Genomic DNA, 25,494 nt, shown 5'->3' on the forward strand with positions numbered 1-25,494 from the left:
CGGATACGCCTCACGACGCGCGCGCCCGGACGGTGAAATCGACCGCGACGCTGCCGTCGGCATTGTCGCGCCACGCCGCCGCATCGACGAGGATGCCGTTCGCCTCCAGCCCCGCAAACCAGCGCGACAGCGCCGCGGGCCGTGCCGCCTGGATCGTCGCATGGACACGGCCGCCGCCGGGTTCGTCGACGGTCGCCAGCGCGAAGCCCGCCGCCTCGGCACGCTGGCGCAGCGTGTCGGCGAGGCTGCCGGTCAGCGGCACGCGCCGGCCGGCGGCGCGGATCAGGTCGACCTCGCTCTGCGTCGCCGCGAGCCGGACGACGGCATCGGCATGCCGCTCGCGCGCGCTCGACAGGCCGTCGCGCACCGGCAGGATGATCCCGCCCCAGACGATCGTCACCACGAGCAGCCCCAGCATGACGAGGATCAGCCGCCGCTCGCGCAGCGCGCGGCCGGCGAACCAGGTGCGTATGCCGCTCATGGCCGGCTCACCGTCATCTCGCCCGTCACCCTGCCGTTGGCCGATTGGAAGACGCCGGCGGTGACGGTAAAGCCCGCCGCCTCCAGCGCGCGCTTGAGATCGGTCGGCAGCGATTCGCGTGCCGCGCCGACGCCGATCCGCAAGCTCCCGTTGGGCTGGAAGTCGAGCGCGGTCAGCTCCGTCCCCGGCGTCGCGCGCACCGCGGCATAGACCGCGGCGACGGTGGTGCTGAAGCCGAGGCCGGGGCCGCGCACCGCGGACAATCGCTCGGCGAGCTGGCGATCGACATCGGTCACCGTCTCGCCGCGGGCCAACCCGGTGCGGCCGAGCGCCTCGGCGCGCGCCTCCAGCGCGTCGGCACCGAAACTATATTTGGCGATGCGGACCAGATCGATCGCCAGCGTGAGCGCGAGTATCCCTGCGCCGAGCAGCGCCAGCCGCCGGATCAACGCCCAGTCGATGCCGATCCGCCGACGCCGCGCGAACGGCCCCTGCCGCAGGTCGAGCGGCGGGGCCGCCACCGCGGCGGCCACGGTCGCGTCGAGAGCGTCCCGTTCGACGGTGGCGAGCGGCGCGTCGCCGACGACGAGATCGGTCAGCCGCGCCTCATCGGCGAAACCGGTCGTGCAACTGCGCACCAGCGCCGCGCCGCCGACGATGCCGCGGACATAGCCCTCTTCCGGGCGTGGCAGCAGCAGGGGCGCAGGGATCACGGCCAGCGGGTCGATGCCATGTACCGCGAGATCGGCCAGCCAGCCCGCCATCGCGCCCATCCCGACCACCGCGATCGGGCGCTCGCCCTCGCCCTCCGTGCCGACCGCGACGTGCAGTTCGGCGATCGGCGTCGCGCTCGCCTCGGCGACGAGCAGCCGCGCCGCCGCGGTGGCCTGCGCAGGCGACCGCGCCGGAAGGTCGGCCCAGTGCAGCGTCACCGACTCGGCCGGCGCGACGGCGACGACCGCCGTGTCGGCGAGTGCGGGCATGCCCTCGCCTTCGGTGATCGCACCGTCATCGGCGAGGGCCAGCCAGCGATAGCCGCGGTCGCCATAAGGAAGGAACAGGAGCGTCGTCATGATTCGTCGCCCCATTGCCGCGCCACGAGCCGCGCGGGAAGCCGGCTTGCGTCGATCAGCGCCCTTTCCTGCAATCGGGCGGCACCGTTGGTCACGTCGATGGCGAGCGAAAACCATTTCGAGGTGGTGGCGAGGCCCGCCCCGCCCTCGGGCGTCGCGCCGTTGCCAGCGACGTTGAGGAAAGCGCTCTGATCCTTGAACCCCTGCGGCGGGCGGCGCAGGATCAGGCTGCGCGCGGTCTCGACCGGCATGTTGGCGGCGAACAGCATCGCGACGAGCGGCGCCTGTTCGGGGGTCAGCGTGTTGATGTTGACGGGTACGCTCTCCGCTTTCGGCAGGGTGCAGATCCATGGGCGCAGCTGCGCGTAGATGTCGGGGGTGACGCCATCGATCGCGCGCAGCTCGCTGGGGTCGGCCATCAGCGTGCCCGCGGTGCGATAGGGAGTCGCGCGGGCGAGATAGACCGGGTCTTCGGCGCCACCGCCCTGCTGGTCGGCATCGGTGTCGATCCAGTCGGCGGTCGCCGGCGCGATGCGCTCGGCCGCCTGCGCGGGCACGCCGATCAGCCGCATCAGCCGGACGAATTGCAACCGCTGCGTAAAGCTCTGCGCCGAGGTGTAGACGCCCGGCGAGGTCATGCTGACGAGGCTGTTGAGATTGAAGCAATTGCCGCCGTCGCTGACCCGCGCGACCGCAAGGCCGCCGCCGGGAAGCGGCAGGCCGAACGGGCGGTTGCTCCAGCCGCCAGCCAGCGTCACGCGATCGGGGCTGGTGCCGAGCATGTCGGTGACCTTCGACGTCGCAAGCGCCTCGGCAGCGCGGGCGTAGCCGCGCGCCTGTTCGCCGGCGAGCGCATTGCCGGCGAGCCGCGTCGTCAGCCGCAGTCGTTCCAAGGCGGTGCCGGCGAGGACTGCGATCATCGCGACGAGCAGCAGAACGGTGAGCAGCGCCGCGCCGCGTTCGCGATCAGGAGGCATTGGGGGTCGCCGTGGGGGTGGGGCCGGGCGTACCGGGCAGCGGTGGGGCATAGCCCGAACCGACGAGCAGCATCAGGCGATAGGCGCTGCCGTCGGTGCGGCGGACGACGATCTCCGCGGCCTGCGGCAGCGGCGCGCCCTGCGTGCCGTCCCAGCGGTCGCTCCACGCGCCCTTGTAGCGATAGCGCGCGGCGATGCCGGCGACATGGTCGAGCAGCGCCACCGCGGGCAGCGGCGCGGCACCGTCGATCATCGGATAGGCGATACGCTGCAGCGTGCCGTCGGCGAGCGCATAGGCGACCTTCTGCGCACTTGCCCGCGGCGCGGCGTCGACGTTCGCCCAACCGGTGCGGACGAAGCGCAGCTGGCCGTCGGCGGTGCCGGTGAAGGCGGGCAGCATCGTCCCGCCCTCGTCGCGCGCAGGGCGGTCGATCGCCTGTCCAAGGTCACCGGCGATCAGCGCGGCGGTGCGGTTGAGCGCGGACAGATCGTCGAAGCGCTTGCCCGTCGCGGTCTGCGCACGGACGCTAAAGGTGAGGATCGCCACCCCCGCGGCGGCGATCAGGCCGAAGATCATCAGAGCGATCATCACCTCGACGAGGGTGAAGCCGGATTGGCTTGCCATGGGCTGCGACGCTTGCCGCCCCTCCTCCGTCACCCCGGACTTGTTCCGGGGTCCACGGTTCCGCGCACCAACCGGCCGCTGGGTACGCGGCCGGGTGGACCCCGGAACAAGTCCGGGGTGACGGTGTGCGTAGGGCAAGGTCCGGCGCGCCCTCACGACGGCTGATCCGGCGGGCGGATCGCAGTCGTGCGACCGACGATCTGGCCGGCGCGGTTGGTCACCGCAACGTCGATCCGCACGATGCTGGCGTTGCCGGTCGCGCGCACCTGTCGTACCCACGCCCAGCTGCGGCCGCCGTTGACCTCGCTGCCGGTGGTGCGGCCGGCGACGGGCGGCTGCGCATCGCTGATCGCATCGTTGGCCACGTTGCGCGCGACGAGCCCGGCGACGAGGCTCTCGTCGAGCGTCCGCGCACCTCGGATCGTCGCGGTCTCCAGCCGCAGCAGCGCGAGCACCGCGAGGCTGAACACCGCGAGCGCGACCATGATCTCGATGAGGGTGAAGCCCTGCTCGTCCTTCCCGCCGTCATCCCCGCGCAGGCGGGGATCCATAATCACGTCGGTCGCGGAAAGAGCCGTGACGTCAGCCAGTATGGATCCCCGCCCCCGCGGGGATGACGAGCGGCGCACGCGCATCAGCTCGCCACCCGCACCGAACCGTCGGCGGCCATGTCGATCACCGCGCGCGCGTCGCTGCGGGTCAGCGTGATCTGCGCCGGTCGGTCGGCGAGGCCGGTGGGGTCGAAGACGATGCGCAACCGGCCGTTCGCTTCGCCCGTTGCGGCGACGGTGCCGTCGGTCCAGCGTTCAACGCGCAATGGCTTTTCTGCCATCGCGACCCATTGGCCGGCGCCGCGCCGGTCGAAGCCATAGCCGCCCGCGGTGACCCAGATGCTGACCGGCCGCGCCTCGACGATCGCGGCGTCGTGCGCCGCCCTCGCCCGGAGCGCGAACCGTGCCGCCTCGTCCGCCACGCGACCGCGCGGATCGGGCATGTTCCACACCGCGACGGCCGCCGCGAGGCCGATGATGGTCACCACCACCATCAGCTCCACGAGCGTGAAGCCCTGTTGGGCGTAACGCCAACGCAGGCCAAAACCGTTGCGACGCGGGCCCATGGTTATTGCCAGCTGGTGATGTCGGCGTTGACGCCCTCGCCGCCGTCCTTGCCGTCGGCGCCGAGGCTCCACACGTCGGCCTCGCCGTGCTGGCCGGGCGAGGCGTAGAGATAGGGGCGGCCCCAGGGATCGGGCGGCAGCTTCTTGATATAGCCGCCGCGCTGATATTCGGCGGCGTTGACGCCCGCGGGCGCGGTGACCAGCGCCTGCAGGCCCTGCGACGTGGTCGGATAATTGTTCATCTGGAGCCGGTACATCTCCAGCGCGCCTTCGATGGTGCTGATGTCCGACTTGGCCTTGGTGATCTTGCCCTTGTCGCCCGCGGGCAGGACGTTGAACGTCACGATCGCGGCGAGCAGGCCGATGATGACGATGACGACCATCAGCTCGACGAGGGTGAAGCCTTCCTCTCGACGATGCGGTTTGTTTTCCGGTTTACGCATGACTTGCCTCATTGTCCGGCCAGCGTGTTGAGCTGGAGGATGGGGAGCAGGATCGATAGCACGATCGTCGCGACGACGCCGCCCATCACGACGATGATCGCGGGTTCGAGCAGCGACAGCGCCGTCGCGGTGAAGCGGTCGAACTCGCGTTCGAGATAGTCGGCGGCGCGTTCGAGCATCTCGTCCAGCCGCCCCGCCGCCTCGCCGCTCGCAGCCAGATACGTCAGCAGCGGCGGAAAGACGCCGGCGCGGCGCATCGCGGCGGACAGGCTGCCGCCGCCGCGGATCGCGTCGACGATCTCGTCGGACGCGGCGCGCAGGCGGCGGTTGTGGATCGTCGAGGCGGTGAGCGCGAGCCCTTCGAGCAGCGGCAGGCGGCTGGCGATCATCGTGCTGAGGGTGCGTGACATGCGCGCGGCGTGGAGATCGCGGAACAGCCGGCCGAGCAGCGGCAGGCGGAGCAGCGCGGTATCGAAGGCAAGGCGTAGCGCGGGATCGCGCAGCGCGTACCACGTCCCCAGCCCCGCCACGGCGATGACCAGTGCGATCAGCCACCAATAGCCGACGAGAAAGGCCGACAGGCCGATGACGACACGGGTAAGCAACGGCAGTTCCTGCCCCACCGTATCGAATTGCTCGACGACCTGCGGCACGACGAACATCATCAGCGCCGTGACGACACCCATCGCGACGACCGCGAGGATCGTCGGATAGGCGAGCGCGGTGATGAGCTTGCCGCGGATCTCCGCCTGGCGTTCGAGCAGCGCGGCGAGACGGTCGAGGATCGTCGGCAGGCTGCCCGAACTCTCGCCCGCCGAGACCATCGCGCGATAGAGCGGCGGGAAGCTCCTGCCCTCGCGCGCCATCGAATCGGCGAGGCGGCGGCCCTCGACCACGCCGGCATGGACGTGGGAGACGATCGTGCGGACGCTATCCTGCTCGGTCTGGCGGGTGATGGTGCGCAGCGATTCCTCAAGCGGTGAGACGCGGTTGAGCGTCGCGAGCTGGCGGGTGAAGAGGGTGAGCTGCTTGACGCTCATCTTCGCGCGGCCGAGCTTGATGCCGAACAGCGGGCGGCTGGTCGTTGCGGGCGGCGCGCCGGGTTCGAGGCGGACGACGTAGAGCTTGCGGCGGTCGAGCTGCGCGCGGGCGGCGTCGATGGAGGGCGCGGCGACATGGCCGCGCTGCTCCTGCCCGCGGGTGTCGATGGCGAGATAGTCGAAGTCAGCCATGACGGGTCGCTTTCACCCTCACCCTTCCCACGGCCTGCGGCCGCGGGCCCCTTCCCTCTCCCGTTGGGAGAGGGAGAGACGGCGAAGCCGGCGATGGGTGAGGTCGATCACGCGTTCACCTCGTCCACCACGTCGGTCGCATCCCTGCGCGACACGCGCACCGCTTCCTCCGGCGTGGTCAGCCCTTTCCGCACCAGCGCCTCGGCCGCCTGCGCGAGGCTCGGCGTGCGGGCGAAGGCGTGGGCGGCGATCGCGGTCTCGTCGGTGCCGTCGTTGATCATGCGGCGGATCGTATCGTCGACGCGCACCGCCTCGAACACGCCGATCCGGCCCTTGAAGCCGGTATGGTTGCACTCGGGGCAGCCGACCGATTCGTAGACGGTCGCGTCGGGCTCGATGCCCAGCAGCCCGGCGACACCACTCGATCCCGGCACCGCGTGGCGGCAGACCGGGCAGAGCCGGCGCACCAGCCGCTGCGCGATCACCGCGCGCAATGTCGAGGCGAGCAGGAACGGTTCGACCTTCATGTCGCGCATGCGGGTGATCGCGCCGATCGCGTCGTTGGTATGGACGGTCGAGAGCACGAGGTGGCCGGTCAGCGACGCCTGCACCGCGATTTCGGCGGTTTCGCGGTCGCGGATTTCACCGACCATGACGACGTCGGGGTCCTGGCGCAGGATCGCGCGCAGGCCGGCGGCGAAGGTCAGCCCGACCTTGGGGTTGACCTGCGTCTGGCCGACGCCCTCGACGGCATATTCGACCGGGTCCTCGACGGTGAGGATGTTGCGGCTGCCGTCGTTGAGCAGGCGCAGCGCGCCGTAGAGCGTCGTCGTCTTGCCCGAACCGGTCGGCCCGGTGACGAGGATGATGCCGTTGGGCTCGGCGAGCGCGCCGCGCAGCAGCGCGTACATCGCCGGGTCGAGGCCGAGCGCCTCGAGATCGATGCCGGCATTGTCCTTGTCGAGGATACGCAGCACGACGCGCTCGCCGGCGCGGCTCGGCAGCGTCGAGACGCGGACGTCGAGCAATTTACCGCCCAGGGTGAGACCCATGCGACCGTCCTGCGGCACGCGCCGCTCGGCGATGTCGAGGCGGGCCATGACCTTGATGCGGCTCACTACAACCGGGGCGACGTGCGGCGGCATGCGCAACGTCTCGCGCAGCACGCCGTCGATGCGCATGCGGACGATCAGGCCGGTTTCATAGGGCTCGATATGGATGTCGGAGACGCCGTTGCGCGCGGCGTCGGCGATGATGCCGTTGATGAGGCGGATCGCGGGCGCGTCGTCGGCGGTGTCGAGCAGGTCCTCGGCGGTCGGCAGCCCCTCGGCGAGGCTGTCGAGCTCGTCGCCCATGCCGACCGCGGCGAGCGCATTCGCCTGCCCGTCCATCGCGTAATTGTCGGAGAGCAGGCGGTCGAACGCAGGCGCCTCGACGATGGTGACGTCGAAGGGCCGGCCAAGATAGCGGCGGATTTCGAGCAGCGTCTTGGGGTCGGCGCCTGCGCGCAAGGCGACGGTGAGGTGCGTGTCTGTGTCGGTGTGCTGGACGACGACGCCGTGTTTTCGCGCGAAGGCGTAGGGGATGGCGAGCATCGGCAGCGGCTCGGCGGGCGCGGGCGGTTCGGGTGCGAGAGTGGCGGCCGCCAGTGCCTCGCCAGTGCGGATCATCATGCGCGCGCCTCCCGCCCATTCGTCATCCCCGCGAAGGCGGGGATCCATACTGGCTGGCGCTGCGATTCTTTCGCGAACCGCGTGATTATGGATCCCCGCCTACGCGGGGATGACGGGTTTTGGGAAATGGCATCCCCCTCCCCAATCGTCATCCCGGCGCACGCCGGAACCCATAGACGCGCGACGCCGATGGTCGGGCCCGACGACCACGCGACCGCATCCATGGGTCCCGGCGTGCGCCGGGATGACGGAGGGAGGATGGCTCTCACCGGTCCCTCGGCCGGATGACCTTGGTCGTATTGCGCTGAATCGGCACGGCGATGCGCGGATCCTCGATATTGCCCGGGATCGGCGCTGAGGGAATCGGCGGCGCGGCGCCCATGTAATCGCGGACCAGCTGGTCGATCGACGGTTCCTCGTTCGGCGATTGCAGCCCCTGTTGCAGGCGGATGTAGCCGTAGCGCTGTTCGGCGATCCGGCGGCTGTCGGCGGCGCTGCGGAGGATCGTCGGGCGGATGAAGATCATCAGATTGGTCTTGTTGCGCGACTTCGCCTTCGATTTGAAGAGGTTGCCGAGCACCGGGATGTCGCCGAGCAGCGGGATCTTCTCGATCGTGCGGCGCTCCTCGTCGCTGAGCAGCCCGCCCATCACCGCGATCTGGCCCTCGTCGACGGTCAGCGTCGTCTCGATCTCGCGCTTGTTGAGGATGAGGTCGCTGTTGTCGCTCGACACCGGCCCGGCGATCGAGCTGACTTCGAGGCGCAGGTTGAGCTTCACCGTCCCGCTCGAATTGACCTGCGGCCGTGCGGTCAGCTCGATGCCGACATTCTCGCGCTGCGTCGTGCGGAAGGTATTGTCGAAATTGTTCGACAGCGCCTGCCCCGTGGTGATCGGAATCTCCTGCCCGACGAGGCTGTGCGCCTCCTGATTGTCGACCGTCACCAGATGCGGAACCTGGAGCAGGTTCGACGTCGTGTCGCTCTTCACCGCGTTGATGATCGCGCCGAACAGCACGTCACCGATCTTGCCGCCGAACCCGCCGAAGCCACCGGTCGAGCTGAGGATCGAATTGAGCGCCGACTGGGTCAGCGTATCGGACGCGGTGTTGTTGGTGACCGTCGTCGTCACGCCGTTGGCGATCGTCGTCGTGGTGTTGGACGACAGTTCGCGCGCGCCGATCGCGCCGGCGATCTGCAGGATGTTGGGCGCGCTGTTCGAGAAGGTCGAGGCGGCGAACGCGCCGCCCGACGGATTGGCGAGGACGAACTGCGCGCCAAGCCGGTTGACGGTGGCGTCGGACACCTCGGCGACGATCCCTTCGATCAGCACCTGTTCGCGGCGCGTGTCGAGCTGGCGGACGACGTCGGAGAGCTGCCGCTGGATATCGGCGGGCGCGGCGATGACGATCGCGTTCGCGCCTTGGAAGCGGGTGACGACCGCGGCGGTGCGGCCCCCTTGCGTGGTGATCGCGGGCTGGCCGGTGCCGGACGTGCCACCGGTGCTCGCCTGCTGGACGGGCGCCTGCGTCACCTGCCGCTGCTGGTTGGCGTTCGATCCACCGGTGCTGCTGCCGAAGCCGGTCTGGGTGCGCGACAGCTGCGTCTCCTGCACCGCATCGGGCGTCTGGCCGACGAGCTGCTGGAGGACGGGGAGCAGTTGCGCGGCGTCGGCGTTCTCGAGGAACACGACGCGGATCTCGGTGCCGTTCTTCGCCTTCTGGTCGAGGTCCTGCGCGACCGCGACGAGCCGCGACACGCTCGCCGCATCGCCGCGGATGACGACCGAATTGCTGCTGTCGACCGCGGTCACGGTGGTGCCGACGCCGCCGGGGGTGCCACCCCCCTGCCCGCCGGCCGCGCCGCCAGCGAGACCCTGCAGCGCCGCGGCGATTTCCTTGGCGGAGGCGTTCTTGAGGCCGACGACGCGGGTCGAAGCGTTGTCCGAATCGACGCGGCGCAGCACCTCGCGGATCCGGCGGATATTGTCGCCGAAATCGACGATGACGAGGCTGTTCGAACCGCGATTGGCGCTGACCGAGCCTTGCGCGCTGACCAGCGGGCGCACCGTCTCGATCGCCTGCGTCGCGTCGATCGCGCGCAGGCGGACGATCTCGGTGACGAAGCTGTTGCGCGCCGCGCCCGCCGCCCCGACGCGGCTCGGCTGCGAGGCGGCATTGTCGATCGGCTGGATGCGGAACGCGCCGTTGCCGGTCGGCACCGCGACGAGGCCGTTGGCGCGCAGCGTCGACAGGAAGGTCTCGAAATATTCCGAACGGCTCAAGGGTCGGTCGGTGACCACCGTCACCTTCCCGTTGACGCGCGAATCGATGATGAAGGTGCGGCCCGTGACGCGCGCGGCATCGGCGATGAACGCGCGCATGTCGGCGTCGCGGACGTTGAGCGTGGTCTGGGCCGCCGCCGTGACCGGCAGCGTCAGCACCGCGGTCGAGAGCAGCAGAGCGGAAGCGAGCGTCTTCATCATTGGGGCGCGATCGTGAGGGCGAGCGCCAGGGTCTGCGACCCGCGCTCGACGGTGATGGGGATGTTGCCGCCGCCGGCGAAATCGGCGGTGACGCGGTCGAGGTCCTGCGGCCCGCTGACCGGCCGGCCGCCGATCGCGGTGACGACGTCGCCCTCGCGCAGGCCCGCGGTGCGGAACAGGGCGCCGCTGCCCTGCGGCCGGACGACGAGGCCCGAGATGCGGCCGCCGTCGATGCGCGGGATGAAGCCGATCTCGTTCCTGATCTGGCTGGCGCGGATCGCCGGGGCGCCGCCGGCTGGGGCGGCGGGCGCCACGAGGCTGCCCGGCGGCGGCGAACCCGGTGCGGGCGGCACGGCGCCGGCGGCGGGCGCATCGGACTGGACGAGGAACAGGTCCTCCGACGTGCCGCCGCGGTCGATCGTGACATGGTCAAACGCGACCGCCTTCAGCCGCACGCCGGGCTGGATCTCCTCGCCGACGCCGATGCTCTTCTGGACGTTGTCGGGCCCGGCGAGGATCGCCGAGCCGCGGCCCGAGGCTTCGTCGACGCGGATGCCGAACAGCGTCAGTTGCAGCGAGGTGACGGTGGCGGGCCCCTGCGCCTGGGCACCGAGGCGGAAGAAGGGATCGAAGCCGGTCAGCACGTCATAGGGCCGGCCGGGCACGCCGACCTCCGCCGGGCGCCAGTCGCCGAGCGGCGACACCGGCGTGACGAGCGCCCACACCAGCCGCGCGGCCTGCGTCGCCAGCCCGGCGATCAGCACCAGCTCGACGGCCGAATAGACGTTCACGACCGGCAGGCGGCGCAGCAGGCGCCGCGTGCGCGCGTCGAGTTTCAAGCGCATGTTCTGGTCCCGTCCCGCGTACTGCGCCTACGCATGCCATGTTACGCTTTTGCGTCAAAGGGGTGAGATGCGCCGCCGACGCAAAACGCCTCCCCGGCGGGCGGGCGGGATGATATGCGGCGGCGATGACCGACCTTCCCATCCTCGGCAGCGGACTGGACGCCGCCCCGATCGTCGCCCGCATGCTGTCGCAACCCGGCGTGCAGAAGGTGCCGAGCCCGAAGCTCGACCTGTTCCTGAAGCGCGGGTTCCTCGATGCCGATCTGTGCGCGGGGCTGATCGAGCGGATCGACGCGGTGCGGCGCCCCTCGACGATCGCCGATCCCAACGGCGACGCCGCGTTCCGGACGAGCGAGACGGGCGACCTGTTCGCGGGCGATGCCATCGTTCAGCGCGTCGAGGCGCTGTTGGCGGCGTTCACCGGCCTCGACCCCGCGCATGGCGAGCCGTTGCAGGGGCAGCGCTATGCGGTGGGCCAGGAGTTCAAGGGCCATACCGACTATTTCGAGCCCAAGGGGGTCGATTACGAGCGCTATTGCTCGGTCGCGGGCAACCGGACGTGGACGGTGATGGTCTATCTCAACGAACCCGAGGCCGGCGGTGCGACACGGTTCAAGGCGGTCGACAAGATCGTCCAGCCGGAGACGGGCAAGCTGGTCGCGTGGAACAACCGGCGCGCCGACGGCTCGCCCAACCCGGCGACGCTGCATCAGGGGATGAAGGTGCGCGCGGGGACGAAGTACGTGATCACCAAATGGTATCGCGAGCGGCCGTGGGGGTGAGCGCCTGATCGGCGGCGATGCTTACCGAGCGGTTCCTTCAATCCCCGCGTCACCCCGGACTTGTTCCGGGGTCCACCGTTCCGCAGGCGTGGGGCTCGAGCCTCTAATCCCGCGCCTCGCCTCAAAGTGGACCCCGGAACAAGTCCGGGGTGACGAAGGATGGGGGGCGGGTTTCGCCCCCGCCCCTGTCCCACGCGTCAGAACGTCGCGCTGACCCCCAGGCTGAACACGCGCCCAAGCGCGTAGCGGTTGATGAACACTTCCTTGCCGCTCGCGAACGTCTGGCTCTCGCGATATTGCGTGCGCGTCAGGTTGCGCGCCTCGGCCTTGATCTCGAACTTGCCGCCCATCAGCTCGACGCCCTGTCGCGCGACGAGGTCGAGGCGGATACCGGGATGCTCGACGATGTCGGGCTGGAAGCCGCTGCCCGACAGGTTCGACGGGCCGCGGTTCGTCACGCGGTCGCTGGCATAGTTGAACAGCAAGGTGATCTGCGACAGCGACGCGCTGTCCTCCAGCCCGATCTGGACGTTGACCAGATGGTCCGACTGGCCGGTCAGCGGCGCACCGTCGCGGAACAGCAGGTTGGCGGGACCGAAGCGGGGGCCGCAGCCGGCGAGGCCCGGCGCGGTCGAGCGGAAATCGACCGCCGGGTTCGGCACGCACTCGCCGTTCGCGACGATCTTCGACTTGGTATAGGTATAGTTGGCGACGAACAGCGCGCGGCGGGTGGCGAAGAAATCGCCGCCGAAGAGATCGGCGAGCGCGAAATACTTCTGCAACTCGACCTCGCCGCCGTACAGCGTCGCCTTGGGCAGGTAGGTGAAGCCGGTCTGCAGGCGATCGTCGGCGCCGGTGTAGAAGCCGACCTGCTCGATCGGATTGTCGATCCGCTTGTAGAAGCCCGCGAGCGTGAAGCGCTGGTCGCGCCTGAAGAACCATTCGTAGCGCGCCTCGAGATTGTACAGCTCGCTGTCGCGGAGCAGCGGGTTGCCGAAGAACAGGCGATCCGAATCGGGATCGCGGAACTGCTGCGGGGCGAGCTCGCGGAACTGCGGGCGCGAGATCGTCTTGGCGGCGCTGGCGCGCAGCTGCATGTCCTCGGCGAAATTCCAGGTGATCGTCGAGGCGGGAAGGAAGTAGTCGTTCTTCAGCCGCGTGCCGCCGGTGACGCCGAACGGCGTGACCCGCTCGTCGCCCTTTTCGTAGCGCACGCCGATCACCGCGCGCAGGCCGTCCATCGCCTCCGCCTCCGCCTGGACGTAGCCGGCGTGGACGTTGAGCCTGGCGTCGTAGCGATAGGCACCGGCGACGGTGTTGAACTGCAGCTGGATCGTGCACGGCGCGGTGTTCGCGGTCAGCGGACAGGCGTTGTTGAGCACGTCGGGGCTCAGCAGATAGTCGGGGCGCAGCAGGTTATAGGGATAGCCCGGCGCGGTGCCGCCGCCGTTCGACGTCTGATAGTTGAAGACGAGGCGCGACGAAGTGCGGTCGGTGCCCTGATAGAAATAGCCCGCCGACAGCGTGATCGGCCGGTCGCCGTCGATCTTGTAGGACGCGTCCGCCTGGCCGGTCCACAGATCCTCGTTCAGCTCCGAAAAGATGATCGAGGCGAAGGGGGTGAAGCGCTGCGACACCTGATAGGCGCCGTTGCACTGGAAACCGCTCGCCTGCTGGATGCCGTCGGTGGTGACCGGATAGCCGTTGGTCGTCGTGGCCGAGCACAGATAGTCGAACTGGCGCTCGTACGGCGCGTTGCGCTTCGAATTGGCGTAGGCGCCGCGCGCGTCGACCTTGAACGCGTCGCTGAGCTTGAACTCGCCGACCAGCTGCGTCTCGATCAGCTGGCGTTCGAACCAGTTGGTGTTCTGCTGGAAACGCAGGCCGCTGGCGTTGTTGTAGAGCGTCGCCGCGCTGCCCCGCGCCTGCTTCAGCGTGTCGTGGATATAGACGTTGGTCCAGCGGATGGTGTTCTCGCCGAATTCCAGGCCGACGCCGACCAGCGCGTTGGCGACGATGCGGTTGTCGGTCAGCAAGGTCCTGAAATCGTTGCGCAGCGTGCCGTCCGCCGAGACGCTGTCCTGCTGCGTCGCGAACCGGGTGCGGAAGGTGTTGCTGGCGCTCAGCGATGCGATGACGCCGAGGCGCGAGCCGCCGATGTCGTAGACCGACCCGCCGCTGATCTCGCCCGACCAGTTGGCCGGCAGCTGGTTGTTGCGCTGGAGCAAGGTGGTCGAGGCGTTGGACAGCTGCGCGACCTGCGCCGCCGGGATGATGCCGCTGCCGTTCGGCGCGTCGCGGATGAAAGCGGGCACCTTGCGCGTGCCGTCGTCGAAGCCGATCCAGTCGGCACCGCCGCCGTAATAGGTATAGCCGAGCTCGCTGGTGGTCGAATCGTCCGCGGAGATCGTCGCACCGGCGGACACGAAATTCTTGTCCGGAATCGCCTTGGTCGTCAGGTTGATGACGCCGCCGCCGAATTCGCCCGGATAGTTCACCGAATAGGTCTTCTGGACCAGCGCCGACCCGACGATCGTCGTCGGGAAGATGTCGAGCGGCACCGAACGGCGCAGCGGCTCCGGCGAGGGCAAGGGCGAGCCGTTGAGCAGCGACGAGGAATAGCGATCGCCAAGCCCGCGGACGTAGACGAAGCCGCCGCCGACCACCGACAGGCCGGTGACGCGGGTCAGCGCGCCGGCGATGTCGCCCTCGCCCGTGCGGGCGATGTCTGCGCTCGACAGGACCGAGACGATCTGCGGGGTCGAGCGGACGACGTTGGGGATGTTGCGGCCGACGACGACGATGTCCTCGACGTCGCCGTTCATGCCGGGTGCGGAGACCTCGACAGGTGCATCCTGCTGGTCGGCGGAGGTCGGCACGGCGGCCTGCGGATCGGTCGCGCCGCCCGGGATGGAGGTCGCGGGGGTCGAGGTCTGCGCCGGCGGCGGCGTCGGCGCGGCGGTGCCGCCCGCGGTCTGGGCGAGGGTCGCCGGCGCCACGAGGGTGGAGGAAATGAGAAGAAGCGTGGCGAATGCGAGCCGCTGCGGCATGACCGTCAATCCCGGATCAGGAGGCTGTAGACAGGTGTCCGGGAGGGGACGCGTTCGCCCCCTCCCGGCACCGATGCTGTCGAACGGGGGCGTGGCGCCCCCATCCTCAGCGGCCCTGGCAGGCGAAGTAGATCGAGTTGAACGTCGGCGGGCCGAAGTCCTGCAGCGCCGAGTCGGCCGGACGAACGGTCGAGCGACCGCCGCTGGTCTGTTCGCCGGCGATCAGGTTGACGCAGGCGACGTTGCTCACCGTCTTCACCACGCCGTTGACGAAGCGCATGTCGGCACCGCCACGCTGGCGGATCGCGGCGGGCGCGAGCGCGGTCTGGATGAAGGTGAAGTTGGCGTAGGTCGAGAAGGTGCGCGGCAGCAGGTCCTCGGCGTTGTTCGAGTCGATCTCGGTCGAGAAGCTGTCGACGGTCGCGCCGCCGACGCGTTGCGCCGCGATCATGAACTGCATGAAGCCGCGATAGCCGTTGTCGATGTCGAAGCCGTCGTCGTCCGCGCCGGTCACCGCGATGTACTTGATGTTGGTGTTGCCGCCGAAGATCTCGATGCCGTCGTCGGCCGAATTGTGGCTCTGGATATGGTCGATGACCGTGCCCGAACCGGTGCCGCCCAGCGTCAGGCCCTGCAGCTCGTTGCCGTCGCTGATCGCGATGCCCGAATAGCGGATCTGGACATAGGACATCTGGCCCGACGAATCGGTCGCGGTCGGCCCGCCGTAGAAGCGCCCCGTCACGCCCTCGATCGCCTGCTGGCAGGTGGTCGACGACCCGGCGGCGTTGTTCGGGCCGGTGCCCGCGGCGCACACGCCGGTCGGCGCGCGGCCGAGCAGGATGATGCCACCCCAATGGCCCTGGCTGGTTTCCGATTCGCCGGTCGCCGAGGTGACGTTCTGCTGCGAGGTGAAGATGATCGGCGCATCGCGCGTGCCGATCGCGACCAGCTTCGAGCCCCTGTTGACCAGCAGCAGGTCGTTGGTCGCTTCGTTGGCGTTGGCGAAGACGGTGACGCCCGCCTCGACCGTCAGCGTCACGCCGGCGGCGCCGGTGCTGCCGAGATCGGTGCCGACCTCGGTCTGGCCGGTGAAGCGATAGGCGATGCCGGCGATGCGCGGCAGCGTCAGGCTGGTGGTGATCGCCTGCGGAATGTCGCAGACCTTGAAGCCGCCGATCGTCGCCGCGGTCGCGGTGCCGCTGCCGCCGGTCGCGGTCGTCGTGCCGGTCGGGCAGGCCGCGCCGCTCGCGAGCGTGCCGATCGCGGGAACCGCGGTGCAGCGCGCGCCGGAACCGCCGAATTCGGCCGCGGTCGAGTTGCAGGTCCAGCCCTGGAAGCTCGTATCGCTCGGTCCGTTGAGCGCGCCGACGTAGTTGGTGCTGGTGAAGAAGCCGTTGATCGCCGACGGATCGGTCGCGGTGGTCAGCGACGTCGCCGACACCGGGTAAACGCCGTTGATCGTGCTGCCGGTGCCGCTGATATTGTTGTTGGTGCCGGCGTTGACGATCGCCAGCTGCTCGTCGGCGGTGATCGAGATGCCGTTGACCGCTGTGACGGCGGCGAACTGCGCGGCGGTGATCGCGGTCGGCGTCGGGGTGGGCGCGGTCGGCGTCGGCGTCGGTGCCGGCTGGACGATCGTCACGCTGCCCGCGCCCGGCGAGGCGACGTTGTCGGCGCCACCGCAACCCGCCAGCATGAGGCAGGCGGTCGAGGCCATGAGGAAATTGCCGTAGCGAAGGTTGCGCGCCATGATCGATGAGCTCCCGGTCGATTGGTCGTTGTGTCGACGGTCGGCCAAGGCTCCCCCTCTGCCGATCCCTGGAACCGGCGGTTAGGGACCTCGCATGACGCCTGCGTGAGGATTCGGTGACGGGATCGTTACGGCGGCGAGACTTTTTTGTGACATCGATCGGGGTTGGGGACCGTCGTTTGCCTGATATCCCCCGTCACCTCGGACTCGTTCCGGGGTCCACTCCGCGGCCAGGCCAACGGCCAGAGCCTCATGCCGCCCACTCGCCGCTCGGTGGACCCCGGAACACGTCGGCGTTCCTGCCCTTCGAACATGTAACCGTCATCCCCGCGAAGGCGGGGATCCATAATCACTGGCGTCACAGATAGAGCCGAAAGGTCAGCCAGTATGGATTCCCGCCTGCGCGGGAATGACGAAAGAATACATGGCAGAGCGGTATAACTGCCGAACAAGTCCGGGGTGACGAGGTATTTCCGGCTACCGGAACGCGAAGGGGCGTGGGACGGCATCCCCAGCCGCCCACGAAAAAGGGCGTCCTTCCTGCGAAGGACGCCCTTTCGGCTTGCCGATCGGCGCGCTTACTTCTCGCCGTTGTCCTTGACGCCGACGGCGGGGACCGAGATCGTTTCCTTCTCGGTCTTCACCTTGGGCACCTCGACGGTCTTTTCGGTGGTGCCGACGACGACTTCCTTCGAATCGAGGTCGACCTTGGGCAGCGAACCGCCCTTGGCGCTGATATCGACCGAGGGCAGCGATCCCGTCTTGGTCACGTCGGCCTTCCAGAAGCCGGTGAGGAACAGCAGGCCGACGATGACGATCGCGATCACGGCGACGATCGCCAGCACGCGGCCCGCGCCGCCGCGACGCTCAACCACCACCCGGTCGCCGTTACGGTCCGTCGTATAATCCACCATCGTCTCTCTCCCTATGTGTGGGAGGTTGAAATCCGAACGCGGGCGATTGTTCCCAAGCCGGAACGACCAATGCGGACAGAGTGAGGTGGGCGGTGGGCGGGTGTTCGTTGGGGGCGCCTCATGAACGTACTGTACCTGCCGTCGTCCATGACCGCGTGTAAGCGGCCTCCCTTTCCGCACTCCCGTCGTCACCCCGGACATGTTCCGGGGTCCACTCCGCGGCGAGGCGCAGGGCTGGAGAGAAAAGCATACGCCCGCGGCCCGGTGGACCCCGGAACAAGTCCGGGGTGACGGGGGTGGCTGGGCGTGGGCAATTGAGTCCCACCAGCCAGCATCACGAGTCCTACGAACCGGCATCGCGAGCAGCAGCTGGCCGACCGCAACATCGCCCAACCCACCCCAGAAAACCAAAAAGCCCGCCGGTCTTGCGACCTGGCGGGCTGATATGGTGGGCGCGACAGGGATTGAACCTGTGACCCCACCCGTGTGAAGGGTGTGCTCTACCGCTGAGCTACGCGCCCGAAACCGTTTAGCGAAACCGTTCGGAGGCGGGCCTTTACGAAGCGCCGCCGCCTGTGTCCAGTGGTCAGTTGACCGAATCCTTCAGGCCCTTGCCCGCCTTGAACTTCGGCTGGCTCGACGCCTTGATCGTCATCGGTTCGCCGGTGCGCGGGTTGCGGCCGGTCGACGCCTTGCGCTTCGAGACGGAGAAGGTACCGAAGCCCACGAGGCGCACTTCGTCGCCCTTCTTCAGGCTGGCGGAAATCGCGTCGAACACCGCCTCGACCGCCTTGACCGCATCGCCCTTGGCGAGGCCGGAGGTGTCCGCAACCGTCGCGATCAATTCCTGCTTGTTCATCGAATTACTGCCCCCTTGGTACGCTTTGAGAGAATCGTTGCCGAGCCAGAACGCCGAATAAGGCCGTCCCGCGCGACAGAGTCAATGGACACCGCCGGGCCTTGCCAGCCGCGGCGGTTCCAAAACGTTAATCGCCGGACCTGAAAGCCCCGTGGGCTCAGTGATGCAATTCCCCGCCCGCAGGCGCAACCCCCGTCGGCGGCAATGCGGCGAGTTCGTCGGCATCGGTCCACTCGATCGCGGCAAGCGGTTCGGTGAGCGCGAGTTTGAGCACCTCGTCGACATGGCTGACCGGCACGATGGTCAGGCCGTCCTTGATGTTCTGCGGAATGTCGGCGAGGTCCTTCTCGTTCTCCTGCGGGATCAGCACCGTCTCGATCCCGCCGCGCAGCGCCGCGAGCAGCTTTTCCTTGAGCCCGCCGATCGGCAGCACGCGACCACGCAGCGTCACCTCGCCGGTCATCGCGATCTCCTTGCGCACCGGCACCCCGGTCAGCGTCGAGACGATCGAGACGACCAGGCCGATGCCCGCCGACGGCCCGTCCTTGGGCACCGCTCCCTCGGGCAGGTGGATATGGATGTCCTTGCGATGGAACAGCGACGGCTTGATCCCGTACGAGGGACTGCGCGCCTGGACGAAGCTGAAGGCGGCCTGCACCGATTCCTTCATCACGTCGCCGAGCGTTCCCGTCGTCTTGACCGCGCCCTTGCCCGGCACGGTGACGCTCTCGATCGTCAGCAACTCGCCGCCGACCTCGGTCCAGGCGAGGCCGGTGACCGCGCCGATCTGGTGCTCCGTCTCCGACAGGCCGTGGCGGTACTTCTGCACGCCCGCGAACTCGCCCAGATTGTCGGGCGTCACCGTGACGCTGGTCGTCTTGCCTTCGAGAATCTGGCGTAGCGCCTTGCGCGCCAGCCTGGCGATCTCGCGTTCCAGCGTGCGCACGCCCGCCTCGCGCGTGTACTTCTGGATCAGCGCGCGCAGGCCCTCGTCGGTCAGCGTGAACTCGCCGGCCTTCAGCCCGTGCGCCTCGATCTGCTTCTCGATCAGATGGCCCCTGGCGATCTCGACCTTCTCGTCCTCGGTATAGCCCTCCAGCCGGATGATCTCCATCCGGTCGAGCAGCGGCTGCGGCAGGTTGAGCGTGTTGGCGGTGCAGACGAACATCACGTCGCTGAGATCGATGTCGATCTCGAGATAATGGTCGTTGAACTTGCCGTTCTGCTCGGGGTCGAGCACTTCGAGCAGCGCCGACGCCGGATCGCCGCGGAAATCCTGGCCGAGCTTGTCGATCTCGTCGAGCAGGAACAGCGGGTTGGACGTGCCCGCCTTCTTGAGGTTGGTGACGATCTTGCCCGGCAGCGAACCGATATAGGTACGACGGTGGCCGCGGATCTCGGCCTCGTCGCGCACGCCGCCCAGCGACTGGCGGATGAACTCGCGGCCCGTCGCCTTGGCGATCGACTTGCCGAGGCTCGTCTTGCCGACGCCGGGAGGACCGACGAGGCACAGGATCGGACCTTTAAGCTTGTTGGTGCGCGCCTGCACGCCGAGGTACTCGACGATCCGGTCCTTCACCTTCTCCAGCGCGTAATGGTCCTCGTCGAGGACCGCCTGCGCCGCGGCGATATCCTTCTTGATCTTGCTCTTCTTGCCCCACGGGAGCCCCAACAGCACGTCGAGGTAATTGCGCACCACCGTCGCCTCGGCGCTCATCGGTGCCATGGTCTTCAGCTTCTTGAGCTCCGACGTCGCCTTGGTGCGCGCCTCCTTGCTGAGCTTGAGCGTCGCGATCTTCTGCGTCAGCTCGGCGATCTCGTCGCCGTCGCCCTCGTCGTCGCTGTTGCCCAGCTCGCGCTGGATCGCCTTCAGCTGTTCGTTCAGATAATATTCGCGCTGCGTCTTCTCCATCTGGCGCTTGACGCGGCTCTTGATCTTCTTCTCGACGTGCAGGACGCCGAGTTCGCCTTCCATCAGCGCGTACGCCATCTCGAGCCGCTTGACCGGATCGAGCTCGACCAGCAGCGCCTGCTTGTCGGCGACCTTGACCTGTACGTTGGCCATGATCGCGTCGGACAGCTTCGCCGCCTCGACCAGCTCGCCCAATTGCTGCGCGGTTTCGGCGGGCAGCTTCTTGTTGAGCTTGGCGTAGGTTTCGAACTGCTCGACCGCCGAGCGCATCAGCGCCTCGACCTCGATCCCCTCCGCTTCGCGCTCCTCGAGCATCTCGACGGTCGATTGCAGATAGCCGTCGCCTTCCGACAGCTCGCCGAGGCGCCCGCGCGCCTTGCCCTCGACCAGCACGCGCACGGTGCCGTCAGGGAGTTTTAGCAGCTGCAGCACGGTCGCGGTGACGCCGACCTCGTACAGGTCTTCGCGCGACGGATCGTCCTCGGCCGGGTCGAGCTGCGCGACGAGGAAGATCTCCTTGTCGGCACCCATCGCCGCCTCCAGCGCGGCGACCGATTTGTCGCGACCGACGAACAGCGGCACGATCATGTGCGGGAAGACGACGATATCGCGCAGCGGCAGTACGGGGAAAATGGTCATGGATACTCCGGGGCCGCTTCGAACGGGGCGGCTTTGGGCCACTATATGGGGCTGTTGCGGCATCCATCAATCGTTACGGTGGGGCGGGACCGCGTCGGGGCTTGTCACGGCCCGGGCGAGCGTCGAAACCGGGGACGATCACGCCGGAGAATATGATGTCGCCACGCCTGCCCTTCGCCGCCCTGCTGCTGTTGTCGACCGCAGGATATGCCGCGGAAAAGGGCCAGCCGCCGATCACGCCGCAGACCGCGCTGTCGGGCGGTCCGCTCGACCCGGCGCAGAAGAAGGTGACGTTCGATACCGCCGACCTGGCGATCGAGGTCGATCCGGTGCGCGAGGTCATCAACGCCACCGCGACGCTCGGCTTCACCGCGCTGGAAAAGACCAACAAGCTGGTGATCGACCTCGACAAGAACTTCACCGTCACCGCGGTGCAGGTCGACGGGGTGGACGCGGGCTTCGCCAACCCCGAGGGGCGGATGACGATCACGCTCGCCAAGAAGGTCGCCAAGGACGCCAAGCTGTCGGTCAAGATCGTCTACGGCGGGCGTCCCCATACCGCGGTGCGCGCGCCGTGGGACGGCGGCTTCGTCTGGGCGAAGACGCCGGCCGGCGATCCATGGATCGCGACCGCGGTGCAGATGGAAGGGTGCGACCTGTTCTGGCCGTGCATCGACTATCCGACCTACGAGCCGCAGAAGGTGACGCTGCACATCACCGTGCCCAAGGGCCTGTCGGCACCGTCGAACGGCAAATTGCTCGGCGTCGACCGGATGGACGACGGCCGGTCGACGTGGAACTGGGAGGTAAAGCGCCCCAACCTCTACGGCATCGCGCTCAACGTCGGGCCATATGAGGAACTGAAAGGCACGTACAAGAGCAGGTTCGGCAACGAGATCCCGCTCTTCTACTGGTATCTGCCCGGCGAGAAGGACAAGGCGGAAAAGCTGTTCGCCGAATTCACGCCGACGCTCGATTTCTACGAGGCGACGGTAGGACCGTATCCGTGGGCGGACGAGAAGGTCGGCGTGGTCGAGACGCCGCACAAGGGCATGGAGCACCAGACGATCAACGCCTATGGCAACGAATACGCCAAGGCGCCGGAAGGGTTCGACTGGCTGTTCCAGCACGAATTCGGCCACGAATGGTTCGCCAACCAGATGACCGCGAGCAACTGGGACGATTTCTGGCTGCACGAGGGGTTCACCGCCTATATGCAGCCGCTCTACGGCCGCTGGCGCGAGGGCGACGGGCGCTACACCGCGATGATGCTGGCGAGCCGGACGGGGATCACCAACCAGTCGCCGCTGGTCACCGGCAAGCCGCAGAGCGCCGAGGACGTCTACGAACGCTCGCCCGGCCGCGGTGGCGACATCTACACCAAGGGATCGTGGATCCTCCACACGCTGCGGGGTGCGATCGGCGACAAGGCGTTTGGCGAGATCCTGCGCCGACAGGTCTATGGCCGTCCCGATCCGGCACCGGGCAATTTCACGCCGCAGTTCCGCACGACGCCCGAGTTCATCGCGATCGTCAACCAGGTGACCGGGCAGGACTGGCAGTGGTTCTTCGACACCTACCTCTATCACGCGGCGCTGCCCAGGCTGGTGGTGACGCGCGGCGCGACGCAGTTGACGCTGAAATGGGTCGCGCCGACGGCCAAGCCCTTCCCGCTGCCGGTCGAGGTCGCGGTGGACGACGTCGTACAGAAGGTCGCCATGACCGGCGGGGTCGCGACGATCACCGTGCCCGAAGGCGCGCATGTCGTCGTCGATCCGATGAGCCGGCTGCTGAAGCAGGACGATGCGGTGGATGCCTTCCAGGCGTGGAAGGCGGAGCAGAAGAAGAAATAGCCAGCCGCCGGCACAACAGGGCTACCGCCTATGATCGCATAACCGACCGACTACCCAGAATCTTTCGTCACCCCGGACTTGTTCCGGGGTCCACTGTTCAGCAAGCGTGAAGCCAGAGCCTCTTTTTCCTGCGCGTGCGGCCCGGTGGACCCCGGAACAAGTCCGGGGTGACGGGGGAGTAAGCCGTGAGGCCGTCCCATCAGCCATATGCGATAGCGCTGCCGAGCCGGGGAGGATCTGAAGAAGGGACCATCGATGAAGACCCTGTTGACCGTGTCCGCTCTCGCCCTGCTCGCGGCGGCACCGTTGCCGAAGAAGGGCGAACCGGCGATCACGCCGCTGACGCAGACCTCGGGCGGCGTGCGTCCGGCGGAACAACTGGCGCTGCGCTTCGACAGCGCCGACCTGACGTTCGAGGTGCTGCCCGATAGCGAGACGCTGAACGGCATCGCGGTCCTCGGCTTCACCGCCAAGAGCCCGGTCGACCGGCTGCTGATCGATCTCGACAAGAACCTGCCGGTCACCGCCATCGCGATCGACGGGGTCGCGCTCACGCCCGCCGCATGGTCGAATCCCGAAGGAAGGCTGACGATCCGCCTGCCGCGCACGCTCGCCGCCGGCGCCAAGGTCAGCGCGCGCATCACCTATGGCGGCACCCCGCACGTCGCGGTGCGTGCGCCGTGGGACGATGGCATGGTCTGGTCGAAGACGCCGGACGGGCGGACGTGGTTCGCGACCACGTCCGAAGGCTATGGCTGCGACCTGTTCTGGCCGTGCCTCGATTTCCCGACCGGTGAGCCCGGCGTCGTCGAGCTGCACATCGTCATCCCAAAGGGGCTGAAGGCGCCTTCCAACGGCACGCTCATCGGCATCGACACGCTGCCCGACGGCCGCACCCGCTGGAACTGGCGCACCCGCCATCCCAACACCTATGCGATCGCGCTCAACGTCGGGCCGTATGAGGAGATCAGCGGCCGCTACAACAGTCGCTACGGCAACAACATCCCGATGTTCTACTGGTATCTGCCCGGCGAAAAGGCGCAGGCCGAGAAGCTGTTCGCCGAATTCGCGCCGACGCTCGATTTCTTCGAGGCGAACGTCGGGCCCTACCCGTTCGGCGACGAGAAGGTCGGCGTGGTCGAGACGCCGCACAAGGGCATGGAGCATCAGACGATCAACGCCTACGGCAACGACTATGCCAAGGCGATCGAGGGGTTCGACTGGCTGTTCCAGCATGAATTCACCCACGAATGGTTCGCCAACCAGCTGACGGCCGCGAACTGGGACGATTACTGGCTGCACGAAGGCTATGGCAGTTACATGCAGCCCGCCTATGGCCTGTGGCGCGAAGGCCGCGCGCGCTATGCCGCGATGATGCAGACGCAGCGCGCGACGATCGTCAACAAGGCGCCCATCGTCCAGGGCCGCGTGCTCACCGAAGAAGAGGTGTACGAAGCCGACAAGGGCGGCGCGGGGCAGGACATCTACGTCAAGGGATCGTGGATGCTGCACACGTTGCGCGGCCTGATCGGCGACGACGCCTTCTGGAAGGTCACCCGCCTCGCCGTCTATGGCCGTCCCGATCCGAAACCGGGCAACTTCGTGCCGCGCTTCGGATCGAGCGCGGAATATGAGGGCTTCGTGCGGCAGGTGACCGGCAAGGATTACGGCTGGTTCTTCGACGTCTATCTGCGGCAGGCGGCCTTGCCCGACCTGATCGAGACGCGGCGTGGCGACCGGCTGACGCTGGCATGGAAGGTACCGGGTGGCGGCCGTTTCCCGATGCCGGTCGAGGTGTCGGTCGGTGGCGCCACGCAGGTCGTGCCGATGACCGACGGCCGGGCCACGCTGACCATCCCCGCAGCCACGCATTACGTCGTCGATCCCGACGCCAGGATCCTGCGCCGCAGCGTCGCGATCGAGGACATGCAGGCATGGCGCGCCGCGCAGGCCGCCAAGCGGGCGACGCCATGACCCGCGCGCGCTGGGGAGGCCGGGCCGCGGAGATGGCGGCGATCTTCATGGTCGGCGACGGGCTGGTCGGACTCGTCCAGCCGCGCCGCCACGTCGATCTATGGAAGGAGGATGCGCTCGGCGCGGAGGCCGCCGTCGCCCCGTTCGTCGACCGGCCCGGCCGGCGGCGGCTCTATGCGCTGGCGCAGATCGCCGGCGGGCTGTGGCTCGCCAGCCGGCAGCGGCCGCGATGACCACCGCGGCGGGACTGCCCGGCATCGCCGCGCTGGCGCTCGGGATAACCCTGTTCTGGGCGGCGCTGATCGCGGCGCGCTGGCGGCGCGAGCCGGAGGCGGGCGGGCGGCGGAACCGCGCGTCGCTGGCGGGGATCGTGGTGCAGGGGCTGGCGTTCGTCATCGCCGCGAGCGGCCCGGTACGGGTGACGCTCGATCCGCTGGGGACGGCAGCGCTGGTGCAGGCGGGCGTCGTCGCGCTGCTGATGGCGACGACGCTGACGCTGTTCGTCTGGGCCGCCGCGACGATGGGGCGCAACTGGAGCCTCGTCGCGCGGACGCGGGCGGACCATGCGCTGGTGACGGCGGGACCGTTCGCATGGGTGCGGCATCCGATCTATACCGCGCTGGCGCTGATGCTGGTCGCCGTGGCGGTAGCGCTGGGGCATGGGCCGCGGCTGGTCGTCGCAGTGCCGGTCTATGCGGTCGGCACATGGCTGCGGGTGCGGATCGAGGAACGGCTGCTGCGCGTGATGTTCGGTGGTGCCTACGACGCTTATGCCGCGCGGGTGAAACGGTTCGTGCCGGGCCTGTTCTGACG

The 25,494-nt window shown here is 68.4% G+C and carries 21 protein-coding genes and 1 tRNA gene; 5 read left to right on the plus strand and 17 right to left on the minus strand.

Going from position 1 to position 25,494, the window contains the following annotated elements:
• Window positions 1-10: 10 nt before the first annotated feature.
• The 11 genes from gspM to M9979_RS06335 form a co-directional block, all read right to left on the minus strand.
• Window positions 11-481, minus strand: coding sequence for a type II secretion system protein GspM (gene gspM, locus M9979_RS06285; RefSeq protein ID WP_254288485.1), 471 nt, complete (start codon window positions 479-481; stop codon window positions 11-13).
• Complete coding sequence (gene gspL / locus M9979_RS06290; RefSeq protein ID WP_254288486.1) at window positions 478-1,554, minus strand: type II secretion system protein GspL; 1,077 nt, start codon at window positions 1,552-1,554, stop codon at window positions 478-480. The genes gspM and gspL overlap by 4 nt, the downstream gene beginning before the upstream one ends.
• The gene (gene gspK, locus M9979_RS06295; RefSeq protein WP_254288487.1) at window positions 1,551-2,531 is read right to left on the minus strand and encodes a type II secretion system minor pseudopilin GspK; all 981 of its coding nucleotides are present in this window, start codon (window positions 2,529-2,531) and stop codon (window positions 1,551-1,553) included. Before gspK ends, gspL begins: the two co-directional genes overlap by 4 nt.
• Window positions 2,521-3,156: a type II secretion system minor pseudopilin GspJ gene (gspJ, locus tag M9979_RS06300; RefSeq protein WP_254288488.1), complete on the minus strand. Its 636-nt coding sequence runs from the start codon at window positions 3,154-3,156 to the stop codon at window positions 2,521-2,523. The genes gspK and gspJ overlap by 11 nt, the downstream gene beginning before the upstream one ends.
• Before the next feature lie 152 nt (window positions 3,157-3,308).
• Window positions 3,309-3,707 (minus strand): type II secretion system minor pseudopilin GspI, encoded by a 399-nt coding sequence (gene gspI / locus M9979_RS06305; RefSeq protein ID WP_254288617.1) that lies wholly within the window; start codon window positions 3,705-3,707, stop codon window positions 3,309-3,311.
• A gap of 83 nt (window positions 3,708-3,790) precedes the next feature.
• On the minus strand, window positions 3,791-4,273 hold the full coding sequence (locus M9979_RS06310; protein ID WP_422921641.1) for a GspH/FimT family pseudopilin: 483 nt from the start codon (window positions 4,271-4,273) through the stop codon (window positions 3,791-3,793).
• Window positions 4,274-4,275: 2 nt separating this feature from the next.
• Window positions 4,276-4,716 (minus strand): type II secretion system major pseudopilin GspG, encoded by a 441-nt coding sequence (gene gspG, locus M9979_RS06315; protein WP_254288490.1) that lies wholly within the window; start codon window positions 4,714-4,716, stop codon window positions 4,276-4,278.
• An 8-nt stretch (window positions 4,717-4,724) separates the two neighbouring features.
• A complete protein-coding gene (gspF, locus tag M9979_RS06320) occupies window positions 4,725-5,948 on the minus strand; it encodes a type II secretion system inner membrane protein GspF (protein ID WP_254288491.1) in 1,224 nt (407 codons plus the stop codon).
• A 107-nt stretch (window positions 5,949-6,055) separates the two neighbouring features.
• Window positions 6,056-7,543 (minus strand): GspE/PulE family protein, encoded by a 1,488-nt coding sequence (locus tag M9979_RS06325; RefSeq protein WP_254288618.1) that lies wholly within the window; start codon window positions 7,541-7,543, stop codon window positions 6,056-6,058.
• 343 nt (window positions 7,544-7,886) lie between these two features.
• A complete protein-coding gene (gene gspD, locus M9979_RS06330) occupies window positions 7,887-10,103 on the minus strand; it encodes a type II secretion system secretin GspD (RefSeq protein WP_422921644.1) in 2,217 nt (738 codons plus the stop codon).
• Window positions 10,100-10,948 (minus strand): type II secretion system protein N, encoded by an 849-nt coding sequence (locus M9979_RS06335; RefSeq protein ID WP_254288492.1) that lies wholly within the window; start codon window positions 10,946-10,948, stop codon window positions 10,100-10,102. Before M9979_RS06335 ends, gspD begins: the two co-directional genes overlap by 4 nt.
• Window positions 10,949-11,073: 125 nt before the next feature.
• Here M9979_RS06335 and M9979_RS06340 point away from each other — a divergent pair, with 125 nt between their 5' ends.
• The gene (locus M9979_RS06340) at window positions 11,074-11,730 is read left to right on the plus strand and encodes a prolyl hydroxylase family protein (RefSeq protein ID WP_254288493.1); all 657 of its coding nucleotides are present in this window, start codon (window positions 11,074-11,076) and stop codon (window positions 11,728-11,730) included.
• Between the two features lie 197 nt (window positions 11,731-11,927).
• Here the strand turns inward: M9979_RS06340 and M9979_RS06345 are convergent, their stop codons facing one another.
• From M9979_RS06345 to lon, 6 genes are all read right to left on the minus strand, one after another.
• The gene (locus tag M9979_RS06345; RefSeq protein ID WP_254288494.1) at window positions 11,928-14,780 is read right to left on the minus strand and encodes a TonB-dependent receptor domain-containing protein; all 2,853 of its coding nucleotides are present in this window, start codon (window positions 14,778-14,780) and stop codon (window positions 11,928-11,930) included.
• A gap of 106 nt (window positions 14,781-14,886) precedes the next feature.
• Entirely contained in the window at window positions 14,887-16,530 is a 1,644-nt protein-coding gene (locus M9979_RS06350) for a hypothetical protein (protein WP_254288495.1), read from the minus strand.
• Between the two features lie 578 nt (window positions 16,531-17,108).
• A complete protein-coding gene (locus M9979_RS06355) occupies window positions 17,109-17,444 on the minus strand; it encodes a hypothetical protein (RefSeq protein ID WP_254288496.1) in 336 nt (111 codons plus the stop codon).
• Between the two features lie 446 nt (window positions 17,445-17,890).
• Window positions 17,891-17,965, minus strand: a tRNA-Val gene (locus tag M9979_RS06360).
• Between the two features lie 65 nt (window positions 17,966-18,030).
• Window positions 18,031-18,303, minus strand: a complete 273-nt coding sequence (locus tag M9979_RS06365) for an HU family DNA-binding protein (protein WP_254288497.1) — start codon at window positions 18,301-18,303, stop codon at window positions 18,031-18,033.
• 157 nt (window positions 18,304-18,460) lie between these two features.
• Window positions 18,461-20,854 (minus strand): endopeptidase La, encoded by a 2,394-nt coding sequence (gene lon, locus M9979_RS06370; protein ID WP_254288498.1) that lies wholly within the window; start codon window positions 20,852-20,854, stop codon window positions 18,461-18,463.
• Window positions 20,855-21,009: 155 nt separating this feature from the next.
• Between lon and M9979_RS06375 the strand changes: the two genes are divergently transcribed.
• The 4 genes from M9979_RS06375 to M9979_RS06390 all read left to right on the plus strand — a co-directional run bounded on the left by M9979_RS06375 (window position 21,010) and on the right by M9979_RS06390 (window position 25,492).
• Window positions 21,010-22,707, plus strand: a complete 1,698-nt coding sequence (locus M9979_RS06375) for a M1 family metallopeptidase (protein WP_254288620.1) — start codon at window positions 21,010-21,012, stop codon at window positions 22,705-22,707.
• A gap of 255 nt (window positions 22,708-22,962) precedes the next feature.
• A complete protein-coding gene (locus M9979_RS06380) occupies window positions 22,963-24,681 on the plus strand; it encodes a M1 family metallopeptidase (protein ID WP_254288499.1) in 1,719 nt (572 codons plus the stop codon).
• Entirely contained in the window at window positions 24,642-24,914 is a 273-nt protein-coding gene (locus tag M9979_RS06385; RefSeq protein WP_254288500.1) for a hypothetical protein, read from the plus strand. The genes M9979_RS06380 and M9979_RS06385 overlap by 40 nt, the downstream gene beginning before the upstream one ends.
• On the plus strand, window positions 24,911-25,492 hold the full coding sequence (locus tag M9979_RS06390; RefSeq protein ID WP_254288501.1) for a methyltransferase family protein: 582 nt from the start codon (window positions 24,911-24,913) through the stop codon (window positions 25,490-25,492). The genes M9979_RS06385 and M9979_RS06390 overlap by 4 nt, the downstream gene beginning before the upstream one ends.
• Window positions 25,493-25,494 lie beyond the last annotated feature (2 nt).

Source organism: Sphingomonas liriopis (assembly GCF_024211255.1).
In the GTDB taxonomy this organism is placed as follows: domain Bacteria; phylum Pseudomonadota; class Alphaproteobacteria; order Sphingomonadales; family Sphingomonadaceae; genus Sphingomonas; species Sphingomonas liriopis.

Coding starts and splice junctions, on each gene's coding strand:
- M9979_RS06325 (WP_254288618.1), bottom strand. CDS start 7,543: ATGCTCGCCATCCCCTACGCCTTCGCGCGAAAACACGGCGTCGTCGTC.
- gspJ (WP_254288488.1), bottom strand. CDS start 3,156: ATGGCAAGCCAATCCGGCTTCACCCTCGTCGAGGTGATGATCGCTCTG.
- M9979_RS06345 (WP_254288494.1), bottom strand. CDS start 14,780: ATGCCGCAGCGGCTCGCATTCGCCACGCTTCTTCTCATTTCCTCCACC.
- M9979_RS06310 (WP_422921641.1), bottom strand. CDS start 4,273: ATGGGCCCGCGTCGCAACGGTTTTGGCCTGCGTTGGCGTTACGCCCAA.
- gspD (WP_422921644.1), bottom strand. CDS start 10,103: ATGATGAAGACGCTCGCTTCCGCTCTGCTGCTCTCGACCGCGGTGCTG.
- M9979_RS06340 (WP_254288493.1), top strand. CDS start 11,074: ATGACCGACCTTCCCATCCTCGGCAGCGGACTGGACGCCGCCCCGATC.
- gspF (WP_254288491.1), bottom strand. CDS start 5,948: ATGGCTGACTTCGACTATCTCGCCATCGACACCCGCGGGCAGGAGCAG.
- M9979_RS06350 (WP_254288495.1), bottom strand. CDS start 16,530: ATGGCGCGCAACCTTCGCTACGGCAATTTCCTCATGGCCTCGACCGCC.
- M9979_RS06375 (WP_254288620.1), top strand. CDS start 21,010: ATGTCGCCACGCCTGCCCTTCGCCGCCCTGCTGCTGTTGTCGACCGCA.
- M9979_RS06385 (WP_254288500.1), top strand. CDS start 24,642: ATGGCGCGCCGCGCAGGCCGCCAAGCGGGCGACGCCATGACCCGCGCG.
- M9979_RS06355 (WP_254288496.1), bottom strand. CDS start 17,444: ATGGTGGATTATACGACGGACCGTAACGGCGACCGGGTGGTGGTTGAG.
- gspG (WP_254288490.1), bottom strand. CDS start 4,716: ATGCGTAAACCGGAAAACAAACCGCATCGTCGAGAGGAAGGCTTCACC.
- M9979_RS06365 (WP_254288497.1), bottom strand. CDS start 18,303: ATGAACAAGCAGGAATTGATCGCGACGGTTGCGGACACCTCCGGCCTC.
- M9979_RS06335 (WP_254288492.1), bottom strand. CDS start 10,948: ATGCGCTTGAAACTCGACGCGCGCACGCGGCGCCTGCTGCGCCGCCTG.
- gspK (WP_254288487.1), bottom strand. CDS start 2,531: ATGCCTCCTGATCGCGAACGCGGCGCGGCGCTGCTCACCGTTCTGCTG.
- gspI (WP_254288617.1), bottom strand. CDS start 3,707: ATGGATCCCCGCCTGCGCGGGGATGACGGCGGGAAGGACGAGCAGGGC.
- M9979_RS06380 (WP_254288499.1), top strand. CDS start 22,963: ATGAAGACCCTGTTGACCGTGTCCGCTCTCGCCCTGCTCGCGGCGGCA.
- gspM (WP_254288485.1), bottom strand. CDS start 481: ATGAGCGGCATACGCACCTGGTTCGCCGGCCGCGCGCTGCGCGAGCGG.
- gspL (WP_254288486.1), bottom strand. CDS start 1,554: ATGACGACGCTCCTGTTCCTTCCTTATGGCGACCGCGGCTATCGCTGG.
- lon (WP_254288498.1), bottom strand. CDS start 20,854: ATGACCATTTTCCCCGTACTGCCGCTGCGCGATATCGTCGTCTTCCCG.
- M9979_RS06390 (WP_254288501.1), top strand. CDS start 24,911: ATGACCACCGCGGCGGGACTGCCCGGCATCGCCGCGCTGGCGCTCGGG.